Origin of the sequence: Bradyrhizobium sp. SZCCHNR1017 (assembly GCF_032381375.1) — a bacterium.
In the GTDB taxonomy this organism is placed as follows: Bacteria; Pseudomonadota; Alphaproteobacteria; order Rhizobiales; family Xanthobacteraceae; genus Bradyrhizobium.
This window is the reverse complement of the sequence record NZ_JAUHIR010000020.1, coordinates 81,065-99,822: the sequence shown is the minus strand read 5'-3', so window position 1 is coordinate 99,822 and position 18,758 is coordinate 81,065. Positions and strand designations below refer to the sequence as shown.

Annotated in this window: 15 protein-coding genes and 1 pseudogene; 9 read left to right on the top strand and 7 right to left on the bottom strand. The window is 67.8% G+C overall.

Going from position 1 to position 18,758, the window contains the following annotated elements; genetic code table 11:
* Window positions 1-38: 38 nt before the first annotated feature.
* A pseudogene (locus tag QW863_RS32085) lies at window positions 39-585 on the top strand (IS3 family transposase); the annotation flags it as partial.
* Window positions 586-1,050: 465 nt separating this feature from the next.
* Here the strand turns inward: QW863_RS32085 and QW863_RS32080 are convergent.
* The 3 genes from QW863_RS32080 to QW863_RS32070 all read right to left on the bottom strand — a co-directional run bounded on the left by QW863_RS32080 (window position 1,051) and on the right by QW863_RS32070 (window position 4,349).
* A complete protein-coding gene (locus QW863_RS32080) occupies window positions 1,051-3,126 on the bottom strand; it encodes a HAMP domain-containing methyl-accepting chemotaxis protein (RefSeq protein WP_315717879.1) in 2,076 nt (691 codons plus the stop codon).
* Window positions 3,127-3,256: 130 nt separating this feature from the next.
* Entirely contained in the window at window positions 3,257-3,604 is a 348-nt protein-coding gene (locus tag QW863_RS32075; protein WP_315717880.1) for a hypothetical protein, read from the bottom strand.
* Window positions 3,605-3,620: 16 nt separating this feature from the next.
* On the bottom strand, window positions 3,621-4,349 hold the full coding sequence (locus QW863_RS32070) for an SDR family oxidoreductase (RefSeq protein WP_315717881.1): 729 nt from the start codon (window positions 4,347-4,349) through the stop codon (window positions 3,621-3,623).
* 120 nt (window positions 4,350-4,469) lie between these two features.
* Between QW863_RS32070 and QW863_RS32065 the strand changes: the two genes are divergently transcribed.
* A complete protein-coding gene (locus QW863_RS32065; protein WP_315717955.1) occupies window positions 4,470-5,753 on the top strand; it encodes a hypothetical protein in 1,284 nt (427 codons plus the stop codon).
* Window positions 5,754-5,960: 207 nt separating this feature from the next.
* Here QW863_RS32065 and QW863_RS32060 read toward each other — a convergent pair whose 3' ends face one another.
* Window positions 5,961-6,998: a magnesium and cobalt transport protein CorA gene (locus QW863_RS32060; RefSeq protein ID WP_315717882.1), complete on the bottom strand. Its 1,038-nt coding sequence runs from the start codon at window positions 6,996-6,998 to the stop codon at window positions 5,961-5,963.
* 257 nt (window positions 6,999-7,255) lie between these two features.
* On the opposite strand from QW863_RS32060, the gene QW863_RS32055 reads away from it, so the two are divergent.
* Window positions 7,256-7,960: an SDR family oxidoreductase gene (locus QW863_RS32055; protein WP_315717883.1), complete on the top strand. Its 705-nt coding sequence runs from the start codon at window positions 7,256-7,258 to the stop codon at window positions 7,958-7,960.
* A 15-nt stretch (window positions 7,961-7,975) separates the two neighbouring features.
* Here QW863_RS32055 and QW863_RS32050 read toward each other — a convergent pair whose 3' ends face one another.
* Together QW863_RS32050 and QW863_RS32045 are read right to left on the bottom strand one after the other, a co-directional pair.
* A complete protein-coding gene (locus QW863_RS32050) occupies window positions 7,976-9,415 on the bottom strand; it encodes a glutamine synthetase family protein (protein WP_315717884.1) in 1,440 nt (479 codons plus the stop codon).
* 193 nt (window positions 9,416-9,608) lie between these two features.
* Entirely contained in the window at window positions 9,609-10,967 is a 1,359-nt protein-coding gene (locus tag QW863_RS32045) for an aromatic ring-hydroxylating dioxygenase subunit alpha (protein ID WP_315717885.1), read from the bottom strand.
* A 211-nt stretch (window positions 10,968-11,178) separates the two neighbouring features.
* Between QW863_RS32045 and QW863_RS32040 the strand changes: the two genes are divergently transcribed.
* The 3 genes from QW863_RS32040 to QW863_RS32030 all read left to right on the top strand — a co-directional run bounded on the left by QW863_RS32040 (window position 11,179) and on the right by QW863_RS32030 (window position 13,831).
* On the top strand, window positions 11,179-11,979 hold the full coding sequence (locus tag QW863_RS32040; RefSeq protein ID WP_315717886.1) for an IclR family transcriptional regulator C-terminal domain-containing protein: 801 nt from the start codon (window positions 11,179-11,181) through the stop codon (window positions 11,977-11,979).
* Between the two features lie 807 nt (window positions 11,980-12,786).
* Entirely contained in the window at window positions 12,787-13,488 is a 702-nt protein-coding gene (locus QW863_RS32035) for an alpha/beta hydrolase (RefSeq protein WP_315717887.1), read from the top strand.
* A gap of 46 nt (window positions 13,489-13,534) precedes the next feature.
* Complete coding sequence (locus QW863_RS32030) at window positions 13,535-13,831, top strand: zinc-ribbon domain-containing protein (protein ID WP_315717888.1); 297 nt, start codon at window positions 13,535-13,537, stop codon at window positions 13,829-13,831.
* A 281-nt stretch (window positions 13,832-14,112) separates the two neighbouring features.
* On the opposite strand, the gene QW863_RS32025 is transcribed toward QW863_RS32030, so the two are convergent.
* Entirely contained in the window at window positions 14,113-14,703 is a 591-nt protein-coding gene (locus tag QW863_RS32025) for a TetR/AcrR family transcriptional regulator (RefSeq protein WP_315717889.1), read from the bottom strand.
* Window positions 14,704-14,899: 196 nt separating this feature from the next.
* On the opposite strand from QW863_RS32025, the gene QW863_RS32020 reads away from it, so the two are divergent.
* Genes QW863_RS32020 through QW863_RS32010 form a run of 3 tightly spaced genes read left to right on the top strand, consistent with a single transcriptional unit; the run spans window position 14,900 to window position 18,703 of the window.
* Complete coding sequence (locus QW863_RS32020) at window positions 14,900-15,394, top strand: (2Fe-2S)-binding protein (protein ID WP_315717890.1); 495 nt, start codon at window positions 14,900-14,902, stop codon at window positions 15,392-15,394.
* A complete protein-coding gene (locus tag QW863_RS32015) occupies window positions 15,391-16,449 on the top strand; it encodes a xanthine dehydrogenase family protein subunit M (RefSeq protein WP_315717891.1) in 1,059 nt (352 codons plus the stop codon). The genes QW863_RS32020 and QW863_RS32015 overlap by 4 nt, the downstream gene beginning before the upstream one ends.
* Entirely contained in the window at window positions 16,439-18,703 is a 2,265-nt protein-coding gene (locus tag QW863_RS32010) for a xanthine dehydrogenase family protein molybdopterin-binding subunit (RefSeq protein ID WP_315717892.1), read from the top strand. Before QW863_RS32015 ends, QW863_RS32010 begins: the two co-directional genes overlap by 11 nt.
* The last annotated feature ends 55 nt before the right edge of the window (window positions 18,704-18,758 follow it).

Here is an 18,758-nt window from a genome sequence, read left to right as displayed (position 1 = left end):
AACTTCAACCATTGTCCGGCGGTCCGTTAACGGTACTGGCGCTGGTCCCGCGCCCCGGCACCAGCAAGGCCGCCTCCGGCCACAAGATCCATCCCTATCTGCTGCGCGGCGTCAGCATCACCGATGCCCAATCACGTCTGGGCGGCCGACATCACCTACATTCCGATGGCGCAGGGGTTCCTGTATCTGGTGGCGATCATCGACTGGGCCACCCGGGCGGTGCTGGCGTGGCGCTTGTCGAACACGATGAATACGGGCTTTTGCATCGCTGCGCTCGACGAGGCGATGGCGCGTCACGGCCGGCCTAAGATCTTCAACGCCGATCAGGGCGCGCAGTTCACCAGCTCAGCCTTCACCGGCAGGCTGGAGGCTGCAGGCATTGCGATTTCGATGGACGGACGCGGCCGTTTCATGGACAACATCTTCATCGAACGATTGTGGCGCTCGATCAAGTATGAGGAAGTGCATCTGAAAGCCTATGCTGACGGGCGCGAAGCGCGAGACGGCATCGGCTCATGGATGACCTTTTATAATCATCGCCGCCCGCACCAGGCGATGAACAATCAGTTTCCCATGGCGGCATGGCGCGCCGGCATGGATGTGATCGAGGCGGCCCAGACTGTGGATATGCCGCTTCGCTTGGACAACGCAAACGCGTTGCCCACATACCCACAGCAGGCCCAGACGCAGCAGCAGGAAGCTGCTTGATTTGAACGACAGGGCAGGCGCGATCACACCTTAATTTTCGGCGATCCATGGTCCCGTGCGTGGGGTCCACTTCAGTTGAACGTGTCTCGCAAGCTAACATCCGCCTGGGGTTATGGATTCCCGCGTTCGCGGGAGAGCGGGGCAGCCGAGAAGAACAAAGGGCGCGATCGGTCCGATCGCGGAGCATCGGCAGCAGCGCAGATCTGAGTAGCTGTAGCCCGGATGAGCGGCACCGATATCTGAGGGGGCTGGCCCCGCATGTCGCTTGCGCTCATGCGGGCTATAGCTGCTGCGATCGGGTGGCGATGCGCGGCCCTCGTCGAGGCCACGCATAATGCACCCTCACGCCGCGCGCACCGAGTCGAGGAAGCGGCTGACCTCGTCGCGGAGGCGGCTGCTCTGGCCGGACAGCGACTTCGCGGCGGACAGCACCTGCGAGGAGGCCGAGCCGGTCTCGTCGGCGCCATGCCGGACGCTGGCGATGTTCGCCGACACCTGCTGCGTGCCGTGCGCCGCCTGCTGGACGTTGCGCGAGATCTCGCGCGTCGCCGAGCTCTGCTCCTCGACGGCCGAGGCGATGGCGGACGCGATCTCCGACATCCGGGCGATGGTCTCGCCGATCTCCTTGATCGAGCCGACCGACTCCTGGGTCGCCGCCTGGATGCCGCCGATCTGCTGGCCGATCTCGCCGGTGGCCTTGGCGGTCTGCTCGGCCAGCGCCTTGACCTCGGAGGCGACCACCGCGAAGCCGCGGCCGGCCTCGCCGGCGCGGGCGGCCTCGATGGTGGCGTTGAGCGCGAGCAGATTGGTCTGGCCGGCGATCGCGTTGATCAGCTCGACGACGTCGCCGATCCGCGCCGCCGCCTTGGCAAGCTCCGCGACGTTGTCGTTGGTCTTGCGCGCCTGCGCCAGCGCCTCGTTGGCGATGCGCGCGGAGTCCTGCACCTGGCGGCTGATCTCGTTGACCGACGAGCTCATCTCCTCGGCGGCCGCGGCGACCGAATGCACGTTGGTCGAGGCCTCCTCGGAGGCCGAGGTCACTACGGTGGCGAGCTCCAGCGAGCGGCCGGCGGTCGTCGTCAGCGTGGCGGCGGAGCGCTCCAGATCGGCCGACGCTGATGACACGACGCCGACGACCTCGCCGATCGCCATCTCGAACTCGCGCGTGAAGCGCTCGACACGCTGGCCGCGCTCGATCTTGGCCTGCGCGTCGGCCGCGGCCGCCTGCTCGGCGCGCTTCTTCTCCAGCAGCGCCTCCTTGAAGGTCTGCAGCGAGCCGGTCATCGCGGCGATCTCGTCGTCGCGATTGATCGTCGGGATCGCCACGTCGTCGTGGCCGGCCGCCATCTCGCCGATCAGGCCGGTCAGGTTCACGATCGGGTTGATCACGCGGCGGCGCAGCAGCATGGTGACGAACACGAGAATGCCGGCGAGGGCCGCGACCACCGCCGTCGCCAGCGCGAGCATCAGATAGGCCGCATCGCGCGCCGCGACGGCACGCTCGCGGGCCTCGGCGATCGCGGCGTCGCGCACGACGAAGAACTTCTGCACGGCCGGGACGACCGCCTCGGCCAGGCTGTCGGCGGTGAGTGCGTAGTTGAGATCGCCGAGCCCGGCTGCGATGTCCTTGTCGACGATCGGAACGGCGCGCCCGAAATAGGCGTCACGGGCCTCCTTGAACGCCGTCAGCAGCCGCTCCGGATTGCCGAGCTGGTCGATGCCGGCATCCAGGCGCTCGCGATCGGCCTCGGTGCGGCCCTGGGCGCGATCCATCGCCGCCTTCTCGGCCGGTGCCACGGCGCGGCGGGCGCTGAGCGCCGGCGACAGCGCGGCAGCCCGGCCGCCGGCGGTCACGCGCAGGTCCTGCGCGGTGCGGGCGACGTCGAGCAGCGTCGTCAGCGACGCGTCGGCATTGGCGATGCGGTTCTGCAGCTGGTTCAGGATCGGCTCGATTGCCAGGGCGACCTGGGTGACCCCGGGGAGAAAGCTCTTGATGACGGCCGGATCGCGCGCGGTCAGCGGCGCGGTCAGCGCGGGGTCCACCTTGGCGAGGATCTCGTTCAGCTTGGACGAGGCCTGGTCCAGGCTGCGCGTGATCGCCTCGCTGTTGGAGACGTTCGCCAGCTGCGCGCGCGCCCTGGCGAAGGATGCGTCGGCGGACTGCCTGATCTTGCGCACGCCTTCGAGCTGCGCGGGCGTGGCGGGAGTATCCTGGAAGATCGGCGTGATGTAGGGGGCGCGATGGCCGACCACGTCCTGCGCGTAGAGCAGCACGGCGCCGAACGCCTCGACCGTCTTGATCGCCTCGGCCTTGTGGCTGACAGCCCTGACCTGCTCGATCACGACTTGAGCAGCAGGCAGGACGGCCAAAGCCGTCACCGACAGCATGGAAATTGCAAAAAGTCGGCCGATCTTCATTATTGCCCCCGGATTGCGCGGGCTCACGCTAGGTTCCTTATGATTAAGGTTGCGCTTAATTCGGCCCCCGTAGTTTCCCGGACTCATCGTCATACGCGGACGCTGTGAAGGCGGCAGCCTGGAACGGCCGTCAACCCGGCCAGCGCAACAGACTGTCCGAGCGAGCCAGAAGGCTTCGGCAACGGCTGTCTGCCACGTCGCGCGCCCAGCGCTGCGCGTCATCGATCGCCCCCTGCAGGTCGATCAGCGCTTGCGCCTGCCAGTGCTCGCGATCGCGGCCAAGCGGGAGCGCGTCCGTTTCGGAGTCGATTCCAACCAGGGGAAGAATGTCGACATCGGTCTCGAGCCGCGCGGTGAAGCGAAGCCTTGCGATGCTTCGCGCACCCTCGATCGGAGACACGGCGCCGGACAGGACATCCCGCGCCACTTGAAGGATGTCCTGGCGCGCGGCGATCACTTGGGGCTGATTCCAGCTCATGAAAATTTGGATGTCCCTACAGATCAAAATTCGTCGGCAGCATCACGACGTCGCGGATGGTCATGCCGCGCGGACGGGTCAGCATGAACATGATCACCTCGGCGACCTCTGAGGGCTCCAGCAGGCTGCCGGACTCGCGCGCCTCCTTCAGCTTCTCGGCCGGCCAGTCGGCGATCAGCGCGGTGACCACCGGGCCTGGCGAGATCGCGCCGACGCGGATGCCGTGCTTGAAGACCTGGCGGCGCACCGTCTGCACGAAGCAGTCGATCGCCCATTTCGACGACGCATAGACCGGCTCCCACGGCGTCGGGTAATGCGCGGCGAGCGAGCTGGTGACGATGATGTCGCCGGAGCCGCGCGCGATCATGTGCGGGAGCACGTCGCGCACGTTCTTCATGACGACGTTGACGTTGAGGTTCAGCATGCGGTCGATCGCGTCCGTCCTGGCGTCGACGAGATCGCCGCCGAGATAGCTGCCGGCATTGGCGTGAAGGATGTCGAGCCGGCCGGCCGCATCGAGGACGCGCGGCAGCAGGGTGGCGCAATCCGTGGGATCGAGCAGGTCGATGACCACGGGGATCACGGCCTCGCCGTGCCGCTCGCGCAGGCTCGCCAGCGCCGCGGCGTCGCGATCGATCATGACGACGCGCGCGCCGGCGGCCAGCATCGCCGCGCTGCTGGCGAGGCCGATGCCCGACGCCGCCCCGGTGACCGCCGCCACCTTGCCTTCGAGTTCCCTGCCCATTCATCTCCTCCTTGTCCGGCCAGACTACAGCAAACCGCGCGGCATTGCCGCACTCCGTTGGACCCATCGCAATCCCTGCGCGTTGCATCCCGGCCGCCAGCATCACCCATGAAGAGCCCGATGGAGACGATCGAAGCCTATCTCGCCCGCAAGCATCAGGAGCTGCGGCTCCTGAATTGCTGCCTGCGGCGACCGCATGCGCTGCCGGCGCCGCGCTCCGTGATGGAGGTCGTCCGGCGCAAGTTTCAGCTCGCGGCCGCGCTGAAGGCCGAGCACGCGCTCAGCGACTGGACCGCGACCGAGACGGCTTGGGCGGATGCGGACGATCATCGCGCCGGCCCGTTCGCCTTCAGCTACGACTATCAGCGCGCCGATCTCGACGTGCGCGGGCCGTCGTTCTATGCGGCGGGCGAAAGCCGTCATGACACCATCTACACCATCTCCGGCATGGCGGCGATCGCGGCACTGCTGCTGGCGACGCGGCCCGTTCTCGGTACGGCGGACCTGCTGATGCTGCCGGGCTCCTATGGCGAGACGCAGGAGCTGGTCGCGGCGCATGCGCGGCATCTGCGCCCGGTGACGCTGACCCGTGACCTTGCCGCCGCGCTGGCGCAGCCCTCGCCCGCGCCGCGGCTGCTGCTGATCGATTCCAGCGCGACCGCGCCGCGCTTCGAAGCCGTACTGAATTGCGACCGCCCAGTGATCGATCTCCTGATCTTCGACACCACCTGCTTTGCCAACGGCTCCGGCCGCGTTCGCCGCGTGCTGGCCTGGGCGCGACGCTGGGACGTGCCGGTCGTGATGGTGCGCAGCCACACCAAGCTCGACTCGCTCGGCGCCGAATACGGCCGGCTCGGCTCGGTCGCCTTCATCGATTGGAGCAAGGCCGCCGCCGCGGGCCGCGTTGTGCTTCAGACGCTGCCGGACGAGACGCGCAATGCCGTCAGGCTGCTCGGCGGCGCGGCGCTGCCGGCGCATTTCCCGCCTTATGTCGGCCTGCCCGCCTATCGCGAACTGACCGCGCGGCGCGTCGCCGCCATCCTGCGCAACAGCCGGCGCGCGCGGCGTCAATTCGCGACCGCGCTGCACGGCCTGACCGCGGAGCTCGACTTCGCGCACGGGCTCTACGTCACGCTCGCCGGCCGCGCGCCGCTCGACGAGGCCACCGCGCGGCAAGCCGCAACCGCCATGAGCGACGATCTCCGGCGCGCCGGGCTGCCGATCCGCCACGCCGGCAGCTTCGGCTTCGATTTCGCTGCGACGGAATGGTTTCACGACGCCACCACGGATCGCTACAGCGTGCGCGTCGCCGTGCCCGACCTGCCGACCGCGACCTGGGACGAACTGACGGACGCGATCGCCGCGTGGTGGTCCGCGCACCAGGGGCGATCCGCCGCGGCGTGACCGCTGCGCCATGGCACGCCTTGCCTCCTCAACGGCAAACGATTTCGATGCCACACGCGCCACGTCGTGCCCGGCGGTCGCGGCGCCACCGCACTCAGCGCCCTGGCACCGCGCCTCGCTTGGGCGCAGGAGATTTGGAGCAACGCCTTCGCGCCGTTCGCAAGTGGCTGAACCCGCTTCGCGAGCAGGGACCGACGGCCCCTCCCCTCACAGCCATCCGCGCCGGTGGAACTGCCAGTACAGCACGCTGCACACGGTGGCGATGAAGCCCAGCACGGCGTAGTAGCCGTATTGCCATTTCAGCTCCGGCATGTGCTCGAAGTTCATGCCGTAGATGCCGGCGACGGCCGTCGGCACCGCGAGGATCGCCGCCCAGGCCGTGAGTCGACGGGCGATGTCGGTCTGCTGCGCCTGGCCGGCCATCATGCTGGCCTCGAACACGAAGGCGAGGATCTCGCGCAAGGAATCCGCATCCTCCTCGGCGCGCTTGGCGTGGTCGAGGACGTCGCGAAACAGCGGCGCCATCTCGGCGTCGATCGCGACGTTGTCGACATGCTCGAGCCGCTTGCAGACGTCGACCACGGGGCCGACGGCGCGGCGCAGCCGCAGCAAGTCGCGCCGCAGGCGATACAGAAGGTCGACCTCGTGGCGCGCGAGCGGCCGCTGCAGCACCACCTCCTCCAGCGTCTCGACCTCGGCCATGATGCTCTCGGTCACCGGCCGGTAGTTGTCGACGATGAAATCGAGGATCGCATAGAGGATGTAGTCCTCGCCCTTGGCGAGCGAGCCCGGACAGCTCTCGCAGCGCTCGCGCACCGCGCCATAGGAGGTCGAGGCGCCGTGGCGCACCGAGACCACGAAGCCGGGGCCGACAAAGATGTGGGTCTCGCCGAACACGATGTGCTCCTTGACGAGCTGCGCGGTGCGGGCGACGACGAACAGCGCGTCGCCGTAGCGCTCGACCTTGGGCTGCTGATGCGCCTTCGACGCATCCTCGATCGCGAGCTCGTGCAGCCCGAACTGATCCGCGACGCGCTGCAGCAGCGCCGCATCCGGCTCGTGCAGCCCGATCCACACCACATGGCCCGGCCGCCTGCTCCAGGCGCCGGCCTCCTCGATCGCGACGTCGGCGACGCGGCGGCCATCGGCATAGGCGCTCGCCGCGACCACGCCGGGCTCGCGCGACGCGCCGCGAACCTGAACGGCCGGCGTATCGGCCGGTGTCTGCGTCGTCACGTGGCGCATCGTGCCTCCCTGCTGTCCGGTCTGAACGGATCCACGCGGTGGCGCGTTCCCGTTGCACCGGCCTGTTTCCGATTTTCGGCGCGTTGCAGCCGCCGGTCAAGCAACGCGCCGGATCAGATCGGTGCCGATACGGCTTGTTGATGATCTGTCGCTCGCCGTCATGGCGACCGGCGCGTTCCTGTGTTTTGCTCGACGCCACCGGGAGAACGGCGCTACATGATCGCCGTCGTCATCCGTGAAAGGCAGGAGTCATCGTCATGGCCACACAACGTGTCGCACTGGTCACCGCGGGCGGCAGCGGCATGGGCGCAGCGGCCGCGCGCCGGCTTGCCGCTGATGGATTCCACGTCGCGATCCTGTCGTCGTCGGGCAAGGGCGAGGCGCTGGCGGCCGAGCTCGGCGGCCTCGGCATCACCGGCTCCAACACGTCCAGCGACGATCTGAAACGCCTCGTCGACGGCGCGATGGACCGCTGGGGCCGCATCGATGTGCTCGTCAACAGCGCCGGCCACGGCCCGCGAGCGCCGATCCTGGAGCTGACCGACGAGCAGTGGCACACGGGCCTCGATACCTACCTGCTGAACGTCATCCGCCCGACACGCCTGGTGACGCCGATCATGCAGGCGCATAAGGGCGGCGCGATCATCAACATCTCGACCGCCTGGACCTTCGAACCGTCTTCGATGTTCCCGACCTCGGCGGTGTTCCGCGCCGGGCTCGCATCCTTCACCAAGATCTTCACCGACACCTACGCGGCCGACAACATCCGCATGAACAACGTGCTGCCGGGCTGGATCGACAGCCTGCCGGCGACGGAGGAGCGCCGTAAGACGGTGCCGATGGGCCGCTACGGCAAGTCCGAGGAGATCGCCGCGACCATCGCCTTCCTGGCCTCCGAGGGTGCCGCCTACATCACCGGCCAGAACATCCGCGTCGACGGCGGGCTGACGCGCAGCGTGTGAGGGGCCACCGCGCCGTCAGAACATCTCGAAATATTCGCGCTGCTCCCAGTCGGAGACCTCCTGCTGGAAGCGCTCGAGCTCGGCGTTCTTGATGAAGGTGTAGTAGTCGATGAAGGTCGAACCGAACGCCTCGCGGAAGAACGCGTCGTCCTTCAGCGCATCCACCGCCTCGCGCAACGATTTCGGCAGCAGGCTCGCCTTGGTCTCATAGGGCACATCCGCCGACGGTCCCGGATCGAGCTTGCGGTCGATGCCGTCGAGGCCGGCTGATATCTGCGAGGCCATGTAGAGATAGGGATTGGCGGCCGGCTCGCCGATGCGGTTCTCCAGCCGGGTGGCGCGATCGCCGGGGCCGCCGAGCACGCGGATCATGACGCCTCTGTTGTCGCGGCCCCAGATCGCGCGGTCCGGCGCCAGCGAATAGGCGCGGTAGCGCCGGTAGCCGTTGATCGTCGGCGTCGAAAACAGTGCGGAGGCGCGCGCATGCGCGAGCAGACCCGCCATGTAGTGGCGGCCGAGCGCGGACAGACCTTCGGCATCCTCCGTCATGAAGGCGTTGCTGCCGTCGCGCGCCACCAGCGACTGGTGCAGATGCCAGCCCGACGACATCACGTTGGGAATGCGCGGCCGGCACATGAAGGTGGCGTGATAGCCGTGGCGCTGGCAGATCTGCTTCACGGCGCTGCGGAACAGCACCATCGTATCTGCAGGCGCCAGGCCGATCCCGGGCTGCAGCACGAATTCGCACTGGCTCGGCCCGTATTCGAGCTCGATCGAGCGCAACGGCAAGCCCAGCGCGACGAGGTTCGCCCGGATGATCTCGAGCGCCGGCTCCATCTGATCGAAGCGCTGCTCGGTGAGATATTGATAGCCCTGGGTCAGCAGGCTGACCGTCGGCGGCACGCCGGGCTGACCGGGCGAGCCGGCATCACCGGGCGCGAGCCTGGGATCCTCGACCTTGAAGATGTGGCACTCGACCTCGAGGCCGGCCATGAACTGATAGCCACGCTGTTCGAGCGTCGCCAATGCCGACCGATAGAGATTGCGCGTGGCGAACGGGACGGGTGTGCCGTTGGCGAAGTACAGATCACACAGCACCCAGCCGGTGCCGGACGCCCAGGGCAGCACCCGGAACGTGGTCGGATCGGCCACCATCAGCGCATCGCTGCCGCCCTGCATCTCGGCCATGCCGAAGCCGCCGCCGGCGGTGAACACCGGAAACACGGTGCGATGCGAGGTGTCCTTGGCGAGCAGGGTCGTCGTGATCGAGCAGCCGTCCTCGAGGGAGGACAAAGCAGCATCGACGGTGAGCGTCTTGCCGCGCAGGATGCCGTGCTGGTCCGGGAACGAGAAGCGGATGGTGGCGAGGCCGTGCTCCTCGGCGAGGCGGCGCATGCGCACAGCGGCCTCGGCCTGCTCGGCGGTCCACAGCTGATGCTTGTCGACGAAACTCAACGATGGCTCCTCGAATCGTAGGACGGGCAAAGGCGCGCTCGCGGCGCTGCCTCCGCTGTTGCGCCAGTGGACACTGCGAACGCGACGCGCCCACCGCCGCGACGGTGCGCGTGAATGGTGGGCGCGCCGTCGGACGGCACGCTGCGCCGTTCCGCCGGCCTTGCCCACCCTACGGCAGCTCGGAGCAAAGGAGCTACTCCGCCGCGCTCAGATGCGGGGCCCGCCGCACGATATCCGCGGGCACCGGCGGGGCCCAGGGGGCGTTGCGGCGGCGGCGGACGTCGACTTCCATCCAATAGGTCTCCCAGCCGCGCGTCGGACCGATCCCGTCCATCGTCGCCGGGCCCTGCACGCTGCGGGCCTCGGCGGCATCGAGGAACAGCATCGGCGGCTCGCCGCTCGCGACCTTCTCGATCTGCTCGCGCAGCAGCCGGCGATATTGGATGATCGCCTTGTCGGATTGGCCCAGATGCTCGCGGGTGCGGTCCTGGATCCGGCCCATCGACTCCACCGCCCACTGGTCGTGCACGTTGATGTCGTTGCCCATGCCGGTGTAGGTCGCGGTCGCCTGCTCCCGTGGATCGAAGCCGTAGTCGTTGCTCTTGTTCTTGCGCGAGCGATAGTCGGGCAGCTCATAGAGCTCGAGCCGCTGCGCCCGCATCTTCGCCCGGTCGACCGGCGCGCCATAGCTGGTGAAGATCGCGTACCAATAGCAGCTCTCGTCATCGACCGGCACGTGCCACTGCGTGATCGTCATCTCCGTGCTCATCGGAATCACGAAGGCATGCGGGAACAGCTGATTGGTGACGCGCACGTGGGTGCGTTCGGCATCGATCTCACGCAGCGCGATGATGCGCAGGCCGTATTCGGTCCCCTCGACATTGATGATCGGACGATCGTATTCGCGCAGCACCTTGGTCATCGGCAGCTCGCTGTCGGCGGAGGCGCCGCGGAACTGCTTGCCATAGGCGGTCGACGTATCCTCGTCCTCGAAGAAGCGGTGCAGGAACGAGGCATGCGCGGGGTCGATGCCGACCTCCAGCGCTTGCAGCCAGTTGCACTCGATCAGGCCCTTGAAGGCGAAGGTGTAGGCGTCTGGCGCGGTGAAGCAGTCGAGATCCGGGAACGCCGGGGCGGCGCCGTCGCCGAGCCAGGCCCAGAGGATGCCGCCCTTCTCGACCACGGGATAGGCGCGCTGCTTGACGTTCTTGCACAGCGGCGAGCCCGCCGGTTCGGCCGGCGTCTCCAGACAATTGCCGTCGGCGTCGAACAGCCAGCCATGGAAGGCGCAACGCAACCCGCCGTTCTCCAGCCGTCCGAAGGCGAGATCTGCGCCGCGATGCGGACAATCGCGATCAAGTAGTCCGTAGCGGCCCTGCGCATCCTTGAAGAGCACGAAGTCCTGGCCGAGCAGCTTCACCGCGCGCACCGGCCGCTCGCCCGCGAGCTCATCGACCAGCGCGGCCGGCTGCCAGTACATCCTCATTAGTTTACCGGCGGGCGCGCCGGGTCCGACGCGCGTGATCAGGTCGTTCTGCTCCTGGCTCATCATGATGGCCGTCTCTCCTGTTCCGTCGCAAGTCGGGCGTTGAGCGTCACGCGATCATCTAATAATGTTCGCTAGACGAACACATGTTCGCCCAGATTAGATTCGCTTTAAGTGGGGAGAAGCGCAAGTGAAAAAGCTACAACCGAAGCCGAGGGGCCAACGGACTGCAGCTTCACTGCGGCCGAAAACAACAACAGCGGATCATGTCAGGCCGATGCCGAAACTGAAGCGCACTGATGAGGAGAAGAAGCAGGCTCGGGGCGACGGCCCCGAGTTCGTGGAAGCGCTCGATCGCGGCCTGCGGGTGATACAAGCCTTCAGCCGCGAGGGCCGGCCGATGACGCTGAGCAAGGCCGCGGAACTCACCGGCCTCGCCCGCGCCACGGTGCGACGGATTCTGCTGACCCTGAAGGCCTCCGGCTTCGTCCATGGCGACGACCGGCTGTTCTCGCTGACCCCGCGCGTGCTGCTGCTGGCCTCCAGCTATCTCGCCTCCAACCAGATCAACAGCGTGATGCAGCCGTTGATGGACAACACGGCCGGCGAGGCGCGCGAGGTCTGCTCGCTCGCCGTCCTCGACGGCGAGTCGGTCGTCTTCATCGCGCGCGCGACCTCGACGCGGATGTTCTCGACCGGGCTCGAAATCGGCTATCGGCTGCCGGCGTTCTGCACGTCGGTCGGCCGCGTGTTGCTGAGCCGGATGCCGGACGATCAGTTGCGCCAGGCCGTCGAGCGCATGACGCTGACCGAGATGACGCCGCAGACGATCACCGACAAGGAAGCATTGCTCGCGTCGATCATCGCCGTCCGCGACGACGGCTACTCGCTCGTCGACGGTGAGGCGGAGCAGGGTTTCCGCTCGATTTCAGTGCCGATTCGCCGATATGACGGCGGCATCATCGCCGCCGCCAACATCGGCGGCCACGTCGATCGCATCGGCGTCGACGAGATGAAGGAGCGCTTCCTGCCGCTGCTGAAGAAGCTCGCGGCGACGGCGCAGCCTCTGCTCGTCTGATCGTCGGGGAGAGGCCTCGGCCGCCGGCGCGCTGGCTCTCGCTCGCGCATCAGGTCACGCCACCGCAACCTTCGCATCGAACTCGCGACCACGAGCGCCGCTGCTCCATCCGGCAGCGACATCGCCGGGAGGCATCGTCGCGCCGCTGATCGAGCACGTCGTCCCGCCCCTCGCTGCATCGCGGATCGGCGCACTCGCCGTTCTCGTGAGAGCCGGACTTCGCGCGACACTCGTTCCGATGTCATCACCGACAGCGCGGTGCTACCAACTTATCTCCGCAGCAGCACGAGAGAGCCGGCCATCGCCGGCCACGTGAAGTTACCGGCCGCACGAACTAATCGTTGTGGTCGCAGGCCTTGCGACGCCGCGGCCCACGCCCATTACGTGATATTATCGTGACGCCCGACCCTGTTTGCCACGATTGATGGTCCGTCCAGGTATCATCGCGCTGCATGCGATGGTGGCATGATCCGGAGCGGAAGTAGTTCGATCTCCGATCTCACGCGCGAATTGCGGACGACGCCACCAGATTGCCGCGAATGGCGCCGCAATCACGAAAGCCGAAGGCGCCGCGGCCCAAGCAGCATCGCGGGCGACCCGATCACCGCGATCATCCGACCGGCCCCCCGCTGCCGCGAAGAGGCGCAGGAGGAGCCAGGTCACGGCTGGGGACGTGGTCGTCGCCCTGGGCGGCGGGCGCGAGCCGCAGCACATCGTTGGACATCGGCCGCCCCTCGCGCGTAAATGGCATGCCGGGCGGACAACACCCGGACCTGCAGGTGAATGCCGTTTCCGGGGGGAAGACCCATGACTGATGCGCTGCCGCTCGTGCTGGTGCCTGGCCTGATCTCGTCGCCCCGCATCTATACGCCGGTGATCCCGGCGCTGTGGCGGCTCGGGCCGGTGATGGTGGCCAACCACATCCGCGATGACAGCATGGCCGCGATCGCCCGCCGCATCCTGGCCGAGGCGCCGCCGCGCTTCGCGCTCGCGGGACATTCGATGGGCGGCTACATCGCGCTCGAGATCATGCGCCAGGCGCCGGAACGCGTGGGTCGGCTGGCGCTGATCAACACCCAGGCGCGGCCCGACACGCCGGAGGCGAGCGCCCGCCGCCGCACCATGATCACCCGCGCCAAGGAGGGCGACTATCACGGCGTGGTCGACGAGCTGTTCTCAGGCTTCGTGCATCCGTCGCGCCAGGACGATCCGCGGCTGCGCCAGCTCGTGCACGACATGGCCGAGGAGGTCGGCGTCATCGGCTTCATCCGGCAGCTGACGGCCATCATGTCGCGTCCGGACTCGCGGCCGACACTGACCGCGATCCGCTGCCCGACCCTGGTGCTCACCGGCGACACCGACAACACCATCCCGAACAGCCTGTCGAAGGAGATGGCCGACGGCATCGACGGCAGCTGGCTGGTCGTGCTGGAGAATTGCGGCCACCTGCCGCAGCCCGAGCAGCCGGAGGAAACGGCGCAGGCGCTGATGGAATGGTTGCGGGGGTGAGATGGCCATCACAGTATATTGCTGGCGTTGTGGCATCGAGGTGCCCATGCTCGATGAGAAGGAGTGGGTGGAGATCGAGCCTCTCCTGAGGAAACGGATCGACGACATCAAAGACTACCGGCGGTTGAATGAATGTACTCTCGGGCAAGCCACCGCTGCGGTCGATAGCAAAGCGGGCGTGCTGCAGCGCTACCGTGAACTGACCGGCTTTGACGAGACGAATGCCCTTGCGATCTGGCACCATCGACGAAGTGATTTCGGTCCGGCGTGCACGTCGTGTGGAAAGCCGTTGAGAACACCCCGCGCGAAATTCTGCGCCGCCTGCGGGACGCCGGTTTCATAGCATCACCCCACGCCAACTTCGTCATTCCGGGGCATTCGCGCAGCGAATGAGCCCGGAATCCATACTCACAGGTCTTGGTTGTGGAGCGAGAGGGCCGTACAGAGGCACTGCGAATTTCAGCAACAGAACGTGGTTATGGATTCCGGGCTCGCGCTTCGCGCGCCCCGGAATGACGATGGAGGGAGCATCCGGATCTACGGAGTATCGCCCGGACGAGAGTGCCGTCGGACGTGTCGGCCCGGGCAAGTCAATGAGCGGCTAATACGCAGCGTGAGGCAATCTCACGCCCGCCCCTTCCCCACCCGCAGCCCATCCACGAACACATCCAACAGCCGCAGCACGCTCTGCTGCCAGCCGGTCTGGTCGTGCATGTAGCACATGCCGATCAGGGCGCGCAGGACATCGTCGGCGCTGATGTCGCTGCGGATCTCGCCGGCCGCGACGGCACGCGCCAGCAGCGCGCCGATCGAGCGGGTGAGGTGGCCGTGCGAATAGGCCGCGAGCTCGGAGTTCGCGTTCATGACGATCGCGAGCGCGGCCATCATGCCCTTCTTGGTGGCGACGAACTGCACCGTCGAGCGCAGCCAGCGGCGGAGCGCCTCGACCGCCGACGGCTCGCTCTTCAGCTCTTCCGCAAGCTCGGCGAGCTGCTCGACCTCGCGCCGGTACACCGCTTCGAACAGATCCTCGCGGGTGGGGAAATGGCGATACAGCGTGCCGATGCCGACGCCGGCCTGGCGCGCCACCGCCTCCAGGCTGGCCTCGGCGCCGCCGACGCTGAACACCGCCTTGGCCGCCTCGAGCACGCGCTCGCGGTTGCGCTGCGCATCGGCGCGCGGCTTGCGATGGCGGTCTTGTGGTTTCGTCTCCATCTCACCAGCTCTTGATGACGGACCGTTCATGTCCCCTTGCTAAACGGAGGAACCCTCCGTATAGATAGACCTGCCACCCGGGACAGCCAACCTTCCTCAGCTGTCGTCCCGCGGTCGCTGGATCTGGACGGACCATCGCCCGTAAGGCGGTGCCCGCTGCGATCCGATTAGGCCATCGCTTCGATCGGAACAACGCATGAATTGGACTGTCAGACTCACCGTCAACGGTGAGCCGCGAACGCTTGCGCTCGACGACCCCAGGGTCACCCTGCTCGACCTGCTGCGCGAGCGCCTCCACCTCACCGGCACCAAGAAGGGCTGCGACCGCGGCCAGTGCGGCGCCTGCACCGTCCTGGTCGACGGCCGCCGCATCAATTCCTGCCTGACGCTGGCCGTCAGCCTCGACGGCGCGGCGATCACCACCATCGAAGGGCTCGCTCAAGGCGACCAGCTCCATCCGGTGCAGGTAGCCTTCATCGCCCACGATGCCCTGCAATGCGGCTTCTGCACGCCCGGCCAGATCATGAGCGCAGTCGGGCTCATCAACGAAGGTCACGCCGGCGGCGATCCGGAGCGCGTGCGCGAAGGCATGAGCGGCAATCTGTGCCGCTGCAGCGCCTATGTCGGCATCGTCGAGGCGGTGCTCGACGCCCAGGCGACGCTCGCCGAGGACAAGGAGCGCGCGGCATGAACCGGTTCGACTATGTGAAGCCGTCGACGGTCGCGGAGGCGGTCGCAGCGGCCAGCGCGCCCGGCGCGGCCTATCTCGCTTCGGGCACCAACCTGCTCGATCTGATGAAGGGCAATGTCGTCCGGCCGGCGCGGCTGGTCGACATCTCGCAGATCAAGGAGCTGACGCGGATCGAGACGCTCGGCAATGGCGACGTCCGGATCGGCGCGCTGGTGCGCAATGCGGACCTTGCGCATGACGCGGCCTTCGCGCGCGATTTCCCGGCGGTCGCCGAAGCGCTGCTGTCGGGCGCCTCGGCACAGTTGCGCAATGCGGCCACCGTCGGCGGCAATCTGCTGCAGCGGACGCGCTGCGCGTATTTCTATGATCCGGCCTCGGCCTGCAACAAACGCACGCCCGGCGCAGGCTGCGACGCGCGCGGCGGCGACACCCATCAGCACGCCGTGCTCGGCTGGAGCGAGGCCTGCATCGCCACCAACCCCTCGGACTTCTGCGTGCCGCTCGCCGCGCTCGATGCGATCGTCGAGATCGAAGGCGGCTCCGGCCGGCGCGAGGTCGCGCTGGAGGCGCTGCATCTCCTGCCCGGCACCACGCCGGAGCGCGAGACCGTGCTCGCGCCGGGCGAGATGATCGTCGCGGTCCGGCTGCCCGCGGCGGCGCGGGCGTTCGCAAGGCACGCGCGCTATCTGAAGGTGCGCGAGCGCAATTCCTATGCGTTCGCCGTCGTCTCCGCCGCGGCCGGTCTCGTGATCGAGAACGGCGCGATCAAGCACGCACGTCTGGCGCTCGGCGGCGTCGCTGCCAAGCCGTGGCGCGCCCACCAGGCCGAAGCGCTGCTCGCAGGCCAGCCGGCTATGCCGCACACATTCCAGCAGGCTGCCGACATCGCGCTGCGCGATGCAAAGCCATCCGGCGACAACGCCCACAAGATCCCTCTCGCGCGCAGCCTGATCATGCGCGCGCTTGCCGCCGCTGCGCAAGGCACGCCGTCGCGCGTGCCGGCGCTGCCGGCCTCTCCCTTCTCCGCCGTTCCAGGAGCACTTCATGACGCCTGAGCTCAATCTCTCCCGCGATCCCGCCCATATCAGACACGGCTCCAACATCGGCCAGCCGCTGTCGCGCGTCGATGGCCGTGCCAAGGTCACCGGCACGGCGCGCTATGCCGCCGACAACAATCCGCCCGGCCTGCTCTATGCCGTGCTCGCCGTCTCCAGCATCGCGCGCGGCCGCGTCGTCGCGCTCGACGTCGAAGCCGCCAAGGCGCATCCCGGCGTGGTCGAGGTGATGACCTCCGCCAACCGGCCGCCGCTGCACGCCGATCCCGACGGCAAGCCGAACCCGTTCGCATTCCGCTTCGAGGCGCTGCAGAACGACCATGTGCGCTACGCCAACCAGCCGATCGCGCTGGTCATTGCCGAAAGCCTGGAAGCCGCGACCGAGGGCGCCGCGCTGCTGTCGCCGCGCTACGAGGCCGAGCCGGCCCGCATCGGTCTCGATGCCGCCGACGCCTATGTGCCGCCTGTCGTCGGCATGGGTTTTCCCGCCGAGAGCCATCACGGCGATGTCGAGGCCGCGCTGGCGGGCAGCGACAAGCAGATCACCGCGATCTACGAGACCCCGCCGCATTATCACAACGCAATGGAGCCGCACGCGATCGTCGCCGAGTGGCAGGGCGACAGGCTCATCATCGACACGCCGACCCAGGGCCTGGTGATGATGCGCGGCCGCCTTGCCGAGCTGTTCGGCATCGCGCCTGAGAACATCCTGATCCGCAGCCCCTATCTCGGTGGCGGCTTCGGCGGCAAGGGCCTGATGGCCGGGCCGCAGGTCCTCGGCATTCTCGCCGCCAGGATGGTCGGCCGCCCGGTGAAGCTGGTGGCGCGGCGCGAGCAGCTCTACGGCCCGTTCGGCCATCGCTCGCCGACCCGGCAGACCTTGCAGCTCGGCGCCAGCAGCACCGGACAATTGTCGGCGATCCGTCACCACGCGAGGATCGCAACCTCCAGCTTCGAGGACTTCTACGAAGCGGCGGCGCATGTGACGCACACGCTCTATGCCGCGCCGGCGATCGCGACGACCTATGACGCGGTACGCATGGACACGGGCACGCCGCTGTTCGTGCGCGCCCCCGGAATCGCGCCGGGATCGATCGCGCTGGAGAGCGCCGTCGACGAAATGGCGGAAGCCTGCGGCCTCGATCCGCTCGCCTTCCGGGTCAAGAACTACGCCGAGGTCGAGCCGGCCACGGGCAAACCGTTCTCATCCAAGGCGCTGCGCGAGTGCTACACGCAAGGCGCCGAGCGGTTCGGCTGGTGGGAGCGGCCGCTGAAGCCGCGGATGATGCGCGACAAGGACGGCTTCCTGGTCGGCTGGGGCATGGGCACGGCGACGTTCCATGCGCTGATGTTCGCGGGCCAGGCCCGCGCGGTGATCCGGCGCGACGGCACCGGCGTCGTGGAGAGCGGCGCGCACGACATGGGCCAGGGCGCCTGGACCGCCTTCGCACAGATCGCGGCAGATTCGCTCGCGCTCGAACTCGACCGGGTGACGTTCAAGGCCGGCACCTCCGACCTGCCGGATGCCGGCATCGCCGGCGGCTCGGCACATACGGCGACGGTCGGTACTGCGATCCACAATGCGGGCGCCGCCGTCATCGCCAGGCTCGCCGAGCTCGCGACATCAGACCAGCGCTCGCCACTGTTCGGCGCCGGCAACGCCGGCGTGATCGCGCGCAACGGTCGGCTGCTTCGGCGCGACGACGAGGGCCGCGGCGAGAGCTACGCCGACATCCTCGCCCGCGCCGGCCTCGACCAGGTCGAGGGCTCCGGCAGCGGCATGCCGGACCCTGCGGCCAACGAGCAATATGCGATGCATTCACATGGCGCTGTCTTTGCCGAGGTGAAGGTCGATCCCGATCTCGGCCAGGTCCGCGTCACGCGCATGGTCGGCGCGTTCGCGGCGGGACGGATCATCAATCCGAAGCTGGTGAAGAGCCAACTCGTCGGCGGCATGATCTGGGGCATCTCGCTGGCGCTGCACGAGGAGGCGGTCACCGATCGCCGCACCGGGCGGATCATGAATGCCAATCTCGGCGAGTATCATGTGCCGGTGAATGCCGACGTTCCGGCGATCGAGGCCTTCACGGTCGAGGAGCACGATCCGTTCGTCAACCCGCTCGGCGTCAAGGGCGTCGGCGAGATCGGCATCACCGGCTCTGCCGGGGCGGTCGCCAACGCGGTGGCGCACGCGACCGGCATTCGGATCAGGCGCTTTCCGGTGCGGATCAGCGATCTGGTCTCGCGCCAATGACATTGGCGGTTTGACGAAGCCCGTTCGAAGCAATGCCTCCGTTCTCCCGACCGAG